At 65.8% G+C, this 9,686-nt stretch carries 15 protein-coding genes; 7 read left to right on the top strand and 8 right to left on the bottom strand.

Going from position 1 to position 9,686, the window contains the following annotated elements:
- Nucleotides 1-451: 451 nt before the first annotated feature.
- The 7 genes from G6026_RS07465 (at nt 452) to G6026_RS07440 (ending at nt 4,464) form a co-directional block, all read left to right on the top strand.
- Nucleotides 452-1,144, top strand: coding sequence for a hypothetical protein (locus G6026_RS07465; RefSeq protein ID WP_182612801.1), 693 nt, complete (start codon nt 452-454; stop codon nt 1,142-1,144).
- Between the two features lie 96 nt (nt 1,145-1,240).
- Nucleotides 1,241-1,363 (top strand): hypothetical protein, encoded by a 123-nt coding sequence (locus G6026_RS17790; RefSeq protein WP_255457999.1) that lies wholly within the window; start codon nt 1,241-1,243, stop codon nt 1,361-1,363.
- Between the two features lie 72 nt (nt 1,364-1,435).
- The gene (locus G6026_RS07460; protein ID WP_182612800.1) at nt 1,436-1,579 is read left to right on the top strand and encodes a hypothetical protein; all 144 of its coding nucleotides are present in this window, start codon (nt 1,436-1,438) and stop codon (nt 1,577-1,579) included.
- Nucleotides 1,576-1,815 (top strand): hypothetical protein, encoded by a 240-nt coding sequence (locus G6026_RS07455; RefSeq protein ID WP_182612799.1) that lies wholly within the window; start codon nt 1,576-1,578, stop codon nt 1,813-1,815. The genes G6026_RS07460 and G6026_RS07455 overlap by 4 nt, the downstream gene beginning before the upstream one ends.
- A gap of 182 nt (nt 1,816-1,997) precedes the next feature.
- On the top strand, nt 1,998-2,486 hold the full coding sequence (locus tag G6026_RS07450; protein WP_182612798.1) for a hypothetical protein: 489 nt from the start codon (nt 1,998-2,000) through the stop codon (nt 2,484-2,486).
- A gap of 225 nt (nt 2,487-2,711) precedes the next feature.
- The gene (locus G6026_RS07445) at nt 2,712-3,380 is read left to right on the top strand and encodes a hypothetical protein (RefSeq protein WP_182612797.1); all 669 of its coding nucleotides are present in this window, start codon (nt 2,712-2,714) and stop codon (nt 3,378-3,380) included.
- The gene (locus G6026_RS07440; RefSeq protein WP_182612796.1) at nt 3,364-4,464 is read left to right on the top strand and encodes an XRE family transcriptional regulator; all 1,101 of its coding nucleotides are present in this window, start codon (nt 3,364-3,366) and stop codon (nt 4,462-4,464) included. The genes G6026_RS07445 and G6026_RS07440 overlap by 17 nt, the downstream gene beginning before the upstream one ends.
- Nucleotides 4,465-4,549: 85 nt before the next feature.
- Here the strand turns inward: G6026_RS07440 and G6026_RS07435 are convergent, their stop codons facing one another.
- The 8 genes from G6026_RS07435 to G6026_RS07405 all read right to left on the bottom strand — a co-directional run.
- Complete coding sequence (locus G6026_RS07435) at nt 4,550-4,909, bottom strand: hypothetical protein (protein ID WP_182612795.1); 360 nt, start codon at nt 4,907-4,909, stop codon at nt 4,550-4,552.
- Nucleotides 4,888-5,304: a hypothetical protein gene (locus G6026_RS07430; RefSeq protein WP_182612794.1), complete on the bottom strand. Its 417-nt coding sequence runs from the start codon at nt 5,302-5,304 to the stop codon at nt 4,888-4,890. Before G6026_RS07430 ends, G6026_RS07435 begins: the two co-directional genes overlap by 22 nt.
- Nucleotides 5,304-5,543 carry a holin gene (locus tag G6026_RS07425; RefSeq protein WP_182612793.1) on the bottom strand — a complete coding sequence of 80 codons (240 nt, stop codon included), beginning with the start codon at nt 5,541-5,543 and terminating at the stop codon, nt 5,304-5,306. The genes G6026_RS07430 and G6026_RS07425 overlap by 1 nt, the downstream gene beginning before the upstream one ends.
- 2 nt (nt 5,544-5,545) lie before the next feature.
- Complete coding sequence (locus G6026_RS07420; RefSeq protein ID WP_182612792.1) at nt 5,546-6,337, bottom strand: peptidoglycan recognition family protein; 792 nt, start codon at nt 6,335-6,337, stop codon at nt 5,546-5,548.
- 10 nt (nt 6,338-6,347) lie between these two features.
- The gene (locus G6026_RS17785) at nt 6,348-6,476 is read right to left on the bottom strand and encodes a hypothetical protein (protein WP_255458000.1); all 129 of its coding nucleotides are present in this window, start codon (nt 6,474-6,476) and stop codon (nt 6,348-6,350) included.
- A complete protein-coding gene (locus G6026_RS07415; RefSeq protein WP_182612791.1) occupies nt 6,473-7,273 on the bottom strand; it encodes a hypothetical protein in 801 nt (266 codons plus the stop codon). Before G6026_RS07415 ends, G6026_RS17785 begins: the two co-directional genes overlap by 4 nt.
- A 72-nt stretch (nt 7,274-7,345) precedes the next feature.
- Nucleotides 7,346-8,575, bottom strand: a complete 1,230-nt coding sequence (locus G6026_RS07410) for a hypothetical protein (protein ID WP_182612790.1) — start codon at nt 8,573-8,575, stop codon at nt 7,346-7,348.
- A gap of 2 nt (nt 8,576-8,577) precedes the next feature.
- Nucleotides 8,578-9,686: hypothetical protein (locus G6026_RS07405; RefSeq protein ID WP_206682013.1), on the bottom strand; the 1,109-nt coding region annotated here is incomplete at its 5' end.

Below are 9,686 nucleotides of genomic sequence, written 5' to 3'. Positions count from 1 at the left end.
GCGCCCCCGAGAGGATTCGAACCCCTGACCAGCCGGGTAGAAACCTGTTTTGGCCGGGTCCTGACCTGCATCGGAGAGGTTCTACCTGCGGTTTCGCTCGGCGCGGTGGGGGCTGCTGGGGTGTTAGTGGCCGCGAAGTGTGGGCAAAATGTGGGCAAGGAGTGTCGCACACGCGTTCTACCCTGCTGGGGTGCGCTGGACCGAGGATGCCCCGACCCACTGCCCTAACGGGCACCCCCTCGGGCCAGACCGGGTCCTGGTCGGCTGGATCACCGCCCGCGCCGGCACCCTCGAGGGCGGCACTCGGATGCACGAGTGCCGGGAGTGCGGTGCGGTCATGCGATGGACGCCCCGCTGCCGGTGGATGTGACGACGAATCGGCCCGGTCAACTCGAAGTGTCAGTCGTGCACACCTGATATAAGTTGATCTCCATCAACGGAAAGTCGACCAATGCACACTTTCGAGTTCGGCAAATCCACCGTCGTCGTCGACCCGGGCGCTCGCACGATCACGTTCAACCACAGCGAATTCGGGCCTCGGAAAGCGAATTCCCCCTGGGTCGTTCCGACCGGAGCCATCGAGAGCGTGGAGCACAAAAAGAAGGCGTTCATGTCGCCCGCGGGCGTGCGCCTGATGTTGAAGGATCGGTCCGGCTACCACCCGGTATGGACCGACGATATGTCAGCCGTCGTCGGCAAGCGGCATCCCGACGAGCTGGCGCAACTCGCTGAGCTCGCCGAGCAGATGGCGGCGGCCGACCAGTCAGCTGCAAGCCCGGAACTGCGGGTCCCACTCAACGGTCAGTTCATGTCGGTGCCGGGGATCCTCGACGTCTTCGGTGACATAGTTCTCGACGAACACGCGATCTATTTCCAGGGCCGTGCCTGTCGACTCGAGGGGTCACACGCTGAACTGGTCGACGCGAACGCGGCGCGATCGCGGGTGACTGCGACCCGTGTGGCCGCTGGCGCGGTGATCGCCGGCCCGGTGGGGGCCCTGGTGGGTGGCATGGCGAAGAAGAAGACCGGTGAGGTCTATGTGATGGTGACTGCGTCTGATGGGCGGGTGCTTTCGGCATCTGGGAAGGGCTCCGATCTGGCGAAGGCCGCCGAGATCGTGGCGAAGATCAACGCTCGGTCCTGACTCTCCATTGTCGCGAAAACTTCCATTGTTCGAGCGTTGCCCATGCAGCGCAGATGTTGTATGATTGAGGTACAACAGAACAGAGGAGGTGATCGAATGGACTGGGAGAAGGTCCTCGCCATGATCGGAGCGGCACTCTACGCCGCAAGCCGAGAGGGGCGCGCCTGGTACGAACTGCTCCACAAGGAGCCGGACAAGCCAGACGAGATCGACCAGTGATCCCCCGGCCTGCTCGAACCAGGCCGGGGGACACCCCCCATTCTAGAACCTCCCTACTTGGAAGGAGAGGCCATGAATCGAACCGTGATCGACCTGGCGGTCTACACCGGGCTCGCGGGACTGCTGCTGTGGGTGGGCGCCCCCCTGTGGGCGCTGGCTATCCCCGGGGTCGCGGCCGCCTCGGTGTTCGCACGGTCGGCGGCTCGGCGGGCATGAGGGTTGTCGTCACCGACGCCGACACGGGCGACGAGTTGTGGACCGCGACCCAGTGCGCTGAGCACTGCGGCATTTCGCCCGCGACGTGGCGCGGCTACGTCTCCCAGGGGCGGACGCCGGGCTCGCTGGCCGCGTTCGAGCGGTCCCCCCTCTGGCGCGCCGACGACATCCGCGACTGGCACGCGGCGCGGCCCGGCTCGCCAGTGTCGAACGCGCCGACCAGTAAGGCGAAATGACGAAGGCTGCCCCCGTCGCATGAGGCGGGGCCAGCCTTCGCCTAGGGCGTGCTACGAGGCCCAACTTGGACGGTCTGACAGTTCATGGTATATACCCTTACCTGCTGTTATCTGATGCGTGCCATACTGATATAAACGTCTTTCCACCGAAAGAGAGGCGCAATTTGACCCCGAGCGACAGTATGGACAGCTCTTCCGGGCCGGGCACGCCGGCCAACTCCGAAGCAGCCCCACCAGTTGTGGCGAGGGGGGAAGGCCTCAGGTGGGCCCTGTTCGGACTCGGAGCGCTGATGGCGGTTGGCGCGGCCAGCAACTACGCCAACTCCGGTCTTTACCCAGATCCCAAGACTGAGACGGTTAGCGAGGTGTCGGCGACCGGAACCGAAGCTCCCCCCTTCCTCATTGCTCAGCAAGTCGCGGAGGCCGAATCCAAGACCCAACTCCGCCTCGACACCAAAGACATCGCAGTGCACGTCCTGGACTATCCGCTGGACGCCCGCCCGGCACCCGACCGCTCCGAGATGAGGATCGTCGCTCAATGCGAGACCCCGATCGGTAGTTACCTGACCGTTGGAGTCATTACCGACGAGGAGTACCTAGCGAATTCCTACGGCGAGATCGGCACGACGATCGTCAACAACCGGCTTGCCGACTACCTCGAGTGCCCGTAGCAAGAGCGACGGAGAAGGCGGGCGTCTCGCCGCCCGGCTCACTGGTGACAAATCCGTCGACCAGCAAGGTGAAACGACGAAGCCGCCCCCTGGGCGTGGTGGGTCGACTTTGAGTGGCGGCCCGCGGAGGCTGGTCGACGTTCGGAACAGTCTCCATCCAGGCGTTAGCTAACGTCTTGTATCTGTGCTACTAATATAAGCAACCGCCGCCGAGGAGCTAATAATATGAGCACGGATGCAATACGTGAGCTGGTCGCCACCCAGCTCGGACTCATCACCGTCCCACTCTACGAGACGGTGTCTGTCGGCGTTGCCGCTGCGAGTGCCCGGCTGCGCGGCTTCCCGAACGTCGCAGACTATCCCTACTTGCTACCGACGCTCGCCCGAGCAGAGATGAACAGTCGACTTCGGGAGCAAGCGCCTGAAGGTTGGAAACTCGGGGGGAACCCCCGGCAGATGGGTAACACCACCCTCATCTCGGACAGGCACAACATCGAGCTTCGATTACTTAAGGAGCATGCGCGTTTTCATCCCGGTGGCATCCCTCCTGCCGGCTTAGGTCGGGCTCGGCAGGACTGGTGGGATGGCCCCGAGATGGCGTTGATGTCTGCGCGGGACTTGCTACCAGACACCTATGACCCCAAGACTGGAATCAGGTTGCTCTGGTTGTGGGATAGGGCCGTAGAGGACGACGGCGAGCGCATCTCAGTGCGTGTGGTTCACACAGTAGGTGCAGGACGCTTCGGTAGAGCGGTCCCTATCGATTACAGCTTTGAGGTCCGTCCGGGCGGCGAGATGTTCTCGCGCTTGCACTTCGCGGGCGAGAAGCAGAACGAGCTGTTTTTCCCGAACATCAATCAGAAGGACAACGACACCGATGGACTTGCTCAGTGACCAGGTGCAGGGTCACCGGATTGTCACCCTGAGGGAGTTGGAAGGTCTCACCCAGGTCGAACTAGCTCAGATGCTAGGGGTATCCCAAGGTTTCGTTTCGCAGTTCGAAAAGGGCGTCCGTCCGGTGCCGAACGAAGTTGCCGAGCGCGCTGCAGAAGTCTTCGAACTCCCGATTGAGTTCTTCCACGTCCCAACCATTCCCGCTGCGGTCGGAGTAGCTACTTTCCGTAAAAACTCCGCCGCAACTGTGAGGGACGAGAAACGGATCCTTGCCTTGCACGGGGAAGCATCAAGGTTGTTCGCCGTAGCATCTGAGCAGTCTGGCTACCACACCGCCGACTTAGACGATGCCATAGTCGACGATGTTGAAGAGACTGCAGGCAACCTTCGCTCAATCCTTGGTCTGGGTGCGGATGCCCCGATTCTTAACGTCACTCGTGCACTCGAGCGGCTGGGGGTGGGCGTCGTGGCTAGCCTCGACCCCGGCGGGGTGTCCAGTGATCATTCGGGCGTGTCCCGCCCGTCGCGGTCAGCGAATAGGCCTCTAGTGGCTGTCGCAGCCGACCAGCCGGGCGACCGATTCCGGTTCACACTCGCTCACGAGCTGGCGCACCTGCTGTACGACAGGGACCGGACCGCCCCGGTCGGTGGGGTTAGGTCCCCCGTTGAGAAGAGGGCGCACGGTTTTGCCGGGGCCCTCATGCTCCCCGCGTCGGCGATGAAGGACCGAGTGGGGGAGTCGCTAACACTCCACGGCTACTTGCGGGTCAAGGCTGAGTTTGGCGCAAGTGTTGGTGCAATCACATACCGTGCCCGTAGCTTGCGTCTCATTTCCGAACAGCGATACCGAAGCCTGCAAATCCAGCTCTCATCTCAGGGTTGGAGGAAGAATGAACCTGTGGAGGTTGCTGCCGAAGAACCAATACTCCTCGCGCAGGCTGTCGAACACGGCATATCGCCGGACCCGGCCGTAGTTTCATCATCCGTCGGTCTCAGCCGGACATTGGTGGAGAGATGGACAGGGCTCAAGTCTGTGAACATGGAGACTCTGGGCGATGTGATACCACTCCGTCGACAAAAGTAGAAGCTCGGGCACAAACCTTTACCCCGCGAAATGATGAAGCCGCCCCCACTGTGAGGTGGGCGCGGCTTCATTGCGCGGGGAGAGCTCAGAGCAGGTCCCGCAGCTCATCCGGGACCTGCGGTGGGGACCCGGACCTGCCTGAGCGTTCCCATGAGATCCAGTCCCGCAGCGTGGCCACGGCCCGGTCCAGGAGCCGGGAGATGCGGCGGTTGTCGTCCTGCACCTGCTTGATCGTGGTGTCCTGCGTCGCCGAATGGGCGATCGCTGTGTTCAGTCGGGCGTCGAGGGAGTCGATCTGCGACTGCTGGGTCTCGGTGATGTGCCTCCACTGCGCCAGGTGCGTCTCCTCCCGCTTGGACTGGCGAGTCCACCACCCGCCCAGGGCGCCCGCGATGGCGGCGATCAACGCGATGAGCAGGCTCGTCATCCATCCGTCTCCGAGCATCGGGCCTCCTCGTACGCTCGAACGTGGTTCACCATCCAGGGCACAACCAGCCACGACAACAGCCCGTGGCCGTAGGAGATCGCGGAGACGTACCCGCGGTCGTTGTCACCGCTGGCCCAGGCGATGAGGAACGAGGCGATCCACACGACGTTGACGGCGATCATCACCGCGGACGCGGCGACGAGGACGCGCGGGCACCGCACCGCCACGATCGCGAGGACGCCACCGGCGATCCACACCCACCCCCACAACGTCAGGGACAGCAGCGCATCGGCTGCGTCGAGCCCGGTCGGCGCCGAGTCGACCCGGAAGTAGGACTGGCCTCGAGCGATCGCCAGGGCGCCGAGCAGGAGGAGAGCGAACGCCGCGAACCCCGCCTTCGGGTGCCGGCGCATCAGCCAGCGCGGTGTCGGCCGACGTACTCGAGCGCGGACGCCGACTCGTGATCGCCCCGCCCGGATGAGGCGATCGACGTCAGCAGCGACAGCGCGGTGGCGGTCGCGGTGATCCCAAGCCCGGCGGTCCAGTCGACCTCCCAGATTGGCACCCCGACGACGAGGACACCGCCGGCGGTCTGTGCGGCGGTCTTGACGGCACGCTCAGCGGCGTCCTTCCAGAACGTGGCAGTCCACATGGCTACTTCCGTCCCTTCGCGGTGTCGTAGGTGTTGGGAATCCCGACTTCCTCGGCGATCGCGGCCACCGTGTCGTTCAGGGTGCGCTTGCCGTTCTGGTCCCAACCGGTGAACTCCTGCACGCCGTTGTGGCGCGGTCCTGCGATCTGGTCGAGCACCAGGTTGAGAAGCTGCTTGTTCTCGTCGAGCTTCCGCTCGATCCGGTCAGCCTGTTCCTTGGTCACTTCGGTCTCCTTCGGTGTGGGGGGCGGCACCGGGACGGGCGACGGAACGGCCGTGCCCATCTGGTCGTACCAATAGCGGGCGCGGTCCATGAACCGCGCGTAGTCGACACCGCCCGGGGCGAGCCGGTACGGGCATGAGGTCGATGTGAACTCGCGGTGCCAACGCACGTTGAGTCCGTCGACTGGTCTGCCGAGCGTGAAGAATCGGCAGATCGAGGCGGTCAGCCGGGCCGCGTTTTCGACCGCGCGCGGGTCGATGGGCCAGCCGGGAGCGCCGCCGGAGTTGGAGACCTCGATGCCGATGGAGGTCTCGTTAATGAACGTGTTGGCGGCGTGCCACGCGGTGTCCCGGTCCCAGACGAGCTGCCCGATCCAGCCGTTGGACTCGACCTGGTAGTGCGCCGAGGCGACGCGCTGCAGCCACACGTTGTAGATCTGATCGACGGTCAGGACCCCGGCGTTGTGGTGGATCACCACCTTGTCGATCCGACGGCCGTTGCGGCCCGGGGTGAAGCGGTTGTTCGGGACGATCTTCACCACGTTGGGTTCGAGCGTTGCCCAGTTCTTCATGCTGGCCTCCTCAGAGGAGTTGGTGGTTGTCGCCGCAGCGGCAGTGGGCGTAGACGCCCACCGGGGCGTCGTAGGGGCGGCCGACGGTGAACAGGTGGGCGCGCGCGAGGTGCCACACGACCCACGCGAGGGTTCTCATGTCGACTGGGGGTGGGTGATCTTCCAGGCAATGGAGTCGGCCAGGCGGTGGGCCAGCGACCGACGGTCCTCACGCCCGGTGTCCGGGTCGATGGTGACAAACTCGCGGGTGTAGACCGCGGTGTGACCGTCGCCAAGGTACGAGCGTGCTTCGGCGATGGACCTGTCGATCCGGCCACCCAGGCCGGCGAACCACTCGTGAGGGGGCAGCCCGAGGAACGGGATCAGCTGCAGCCGGCCGCGGCGGGCCTTGTCGAGGAACGTGCGGATGAGCCCGCCCGGCACGGCGTCGGCGGCCGCGGTGAGATACCGCAACAGCGAGTCCCACGCGGCACGGCAGATCGGGTCGCCGGGGTGACCGCACCAGAACGTGCGGTCCATCAGCGGAGTCGGGAGGCTACCCATCACGCCCCACCCGGCGCCGTTGGGGACGCCGTGCTGCTGCCGGTCGTGCGGCTGCCACGGATCGGCGAGCAGTCCGACGGCGGCGATGCGGTGGTGCAGCTCCGGGTGGGAGTCCAGGAACTCCCGGACCGGGCGGCAGCCGGCAGAGAACCCGAGCAGGATGAACCGGTGGCCCGGTGGGGCGGTGCGGATCCGGTGCGCGAGCCGGATGACGGCGTTGTGGGAGGCGGCGGGCCACGGGGTGCTTCCGCCGGCACCCATGACGGAGGCGGCCCAGTTCTGCCACTCGACCGCGCACGAGAGTTTCGCGGCCAGCTGCTCGGCGACTGGGTCGATGACCCGACTGGTGCGGCCCTCCGTCCCGGCGCCATCGAGCACGATGGTGTTCAGCATGGATCCTCCTGAAATGCGGAAACCCCCGCGGGGTGCGGGGGTCTTCGTGCGGCGCCCTGGGGCGGGCGTTGCCTACGCTTCGACGACGGACCAGATGCCTGTAGTGATGTCGCGGAACGATGCGGTGCCCGATTCGGAGCGAGCCTCGAAAGAAATCTCGTCGTACTTGTTCACGGTGAACGTCGCGGTCACGCTGCTCCCGTCGGTAACCGACCGGGCCATCTCCACGCCGTTCCGACAGACGCGGATGAAGCGGTTCGACGCTGAGGTGGCCTGCGCCCAGGAGTACCCGGTGACGGACGCAGTGACGGTGCCGGACTCGTGCATAATCCGGGTGCTCATCCGGGCCCACACGTTCTGCGTGATCCGGTACGGCGCGACCGGCCCCGAGGACTGGGGCGAGTACTTCGACTCGATGGCCCGGTAGTACCCGTCGTCGATCCACCGAACCCCGGCAGAGGTGTTGTTGGTGGTCTCGTAAATGACCTCGGTGCCCTGCGGAACGAACGCCCTGTTCTGCACCTGCATGGTGCTCACACCGCCGTCCGGGTAGTAGACCACCCACCACCCGCCGATACGGATCGCAACCCGCTGCGATGAGTACGCGCCACGCCACTGCACGAGGGTGGACAGGTCGACCACCATGTCCCGGGTCGCGACGAACGAGCCGTGAGTGGTCCACGCGTTCGACCCCGCAGGCTGTAGCGGGAAGGGGTTCTGATTGATCACGTACCGGGGCGGGTCCCAGTCCCAGTCGCCCCCGGCGCTGAGCCGGGTGATGGTTCCGCCGTCCTGCGCGATCAGGTAGATCTTGCCCTCGATCTCGGCCGTCTCGTCGATCGTGGCGAGCAGTACCCCGTCGACGGTGAACAGGAGGTCGTCGCCGGAGCGTTCGAGCCGGAGTCTCGAGGTCGGCCCGAGGGTGACGTACTCGATCGTGTAGATGCCCCCGAAGTAGAGGACCATCGCCTCGCCGTGTCCGTAGACGACGGTCCCGATCATCCCCGCCGGGGTGGAGATGGCCAGCGCCGCCGCTGTCGAGGTCATGGTGTCGGACCACGCCACGTCGAGTTCGAGAACGAAGTCGGGGGGCAGTTCGGGGCCGATGAGGTACCCGTTGGTCACACCGGGCGGGGTGAACGTGCCCTCGGTCCAGCGGGGATCGACGGTCGTGAAGTCGTCGACCCACGCCCAGTCGCCGCCCGCCGACCACACCTCGACGCCGTTGCGCATGACCCGCTGGATCGCGTGCCCGTTGCGGTGGATCGCAACGGGCGGGTCGGATGGACGGAGCAGGGCCACGGTCACTCCCAGATGTAGTACGAACGGTCGGGGTCGATGTCCGGCAGGTTGTCGTAGTCCTCCTGGGTGCCGTCCCAGCCGCGCGGCTCAAGGCCGTCGAGTTCGTCGCGCAGTGCGGGCGAGAGCTTGTCTCGGATCACCGCGTTGTTGGCGATCTTTGTATGGTTGATCGCGCTGTTCTGGATCTTCTGGCTACTCACGCTGAGCCCGCCGAGCTTGTCGGTGGTCACCGCGCCGTCTGCTATCTCCGCGGTGCCGACACTGCCCGGCCCACCGAGCGCCCCGATCGCGGCTCGCGCCTCCGCTGCGGTCGCGGCCCGGTTGAGGGCCTGCCCGATCGCGGTGATCGCCGTCGAGTAGGTGCCGGTCGCCCACCGCTGGATCGCGCCCTTTAGCCCGGACGCGGATACCACCCGCGCCGTGGTCGCGCTCCCGGTGGTCGCCTCGGACTCCGACATCACCGTGTAGGGGGTCACCCAGTTGCCCAGACCGTTCATGAACGTCGAGGCCGACCGGGTGCCACTCGACCCCAGCTGAGTCATATCGGTGTGGTTGTGAGTCTCAGGCGGGAACGTCGACGGTCTGCCTGTCACGTCGCCCCACGTGACGTTCGCGGTGCCTGATTCGCCGGGTTCGCCGCGCGCGGCGAGGATCGCCCACGTCGCGCCGGCCGACGGGGTGACGCCAGAAGAGGGTTGGAGCGCCCTCCACGACCCGCCCTGGTACGTCACCACGTCCTGCGGGGCGTACGCGGTCCCCGACGCCCACGTCCCACGCCATGTCAGCCCATTGGCGACGGCGATGTCTCGCGCAGCTTCCGCCTGATCGCGGTAGTCGCGGGTGGTGTTCGTGAAGTCGGCCGACACCCCGGCGTAGTGCTGGCTCTCGGCCGCGTGTGCGCCAGCGTCGGCCGAGTGTTGACCCGCCTGATTGCGGAACCCCTCGGTCGCGTCCCGAATCTGCTCGACCTGGACGCGCTCGGCGATGGTGTCGTCCTTCGCACCGATCGCCGCGTTGCGGGCAGATACCGCCTCCCACCGCTCGTCGACTGCCGCCCACCGCTCGACCCCGGCCTGCCCTGCATGCTCGCCCGCCAGGGTCGCCGCCGCCT

It is taken from the genome of Dietzia sp. DQ11-38-2, assembly GCF_014145055.1.
Taxonomy (GTDB): Bacteria; Actinomycetota; Actinomycetes; order Mycobacteriales; family Mycobacteriaceae; genus Dietzia.
This window is presented reverse-complemented; position numbering and strand designations above follow the sequence as displayed.

Coding starts and splice junctions, on each gene's coding strand:
- G6026_RS07450 (WP_182612798.1), top strand. CDS start 1,998: ATGGACAGCTCTTCCGGGCCGGGCACGCCGGCCAACTCCGAAGCAGCC.
- G6026_RS17785 (WP_255458000.1), bottom strand. CDS start 6,476: ATGAGAACCCTCGCGTGGGTCGTGTGGCACCTCGCGCGCGCCCACCTG.
- G6026_RS07420 (WP_182612792.1), bottom strand. CDS start 6,337: ATGAAGAACTGGGCAACGCTCGAACCCAACGTGGTGAAGATCGTCCCG.
- G6026_RS07425 (WP_182612793.1), bottom strand. CDS start 5,543: ATGTGGACTGCCACGTTCTGGAAGGACGCCGCTGAGCGTGCCGTCAAG.
- G6026_RS17790 (WP_255457999.1), top strand. CDS start 1,241: ATGGACTGGGAGAAGGTCCTCGCCATGATCGGAGCGGCACTCTACGCC.
- G6026_RS07460 (WP_182612800.1), top strand. CDS start 1,436: ATGAATCGAACCGTGATCGACCTGGCGGTCTACACCGGGCTCGCGGGA.
- G6026_RS07435 (WP_182612795.1), bottom strand. CDS start 4,909: ATGCTCGGAGACGGATGGATGACGAGCCTGCTCATCGCGTTGATCGCC.
- G6026_RS07455 (WP_182612799.1), top strand. CDS start 1,576: ATGAGGGTTGTCGTCACCGACGCCGACACGGGCGACGAGTTGTGGACC.
- G6026_RS07415 (WP_182612791.1), bottom strand. CDS start 7,273: ATGCTGAACACCATCGTGCTCGATGGCGCCGGGACGGAGGGCCGCACC.
- G6026_RS07465 (WP_182612801.1), top strand. CDS start 452: ATGCACACTTTCGAGTTCGGCAAATCCACCGTCGTCGTCGACCCGGGC.
- G6026_RS07440 (WP_182612796.1), top strand. CDS start 3,364: ATGGACTTGCTCAGTGACCAGGTGCAGGGTCACCGGATTGTCACCCTG.
- G6026_RS07445 (WP_182612797.1), top strand. CDS start 2,712: ATGAGCACGGATGCAATACGTGAGCTGGTCGCCACCCAGCTCGGACTC.
- G6026_RS07430 (WP_182612794.1), bottom strand. CDS start 5,304: ATGCGCCGGCACCCGAAGGCGGGGTTCGCGGCGTTCGCTCTCCTCCTG.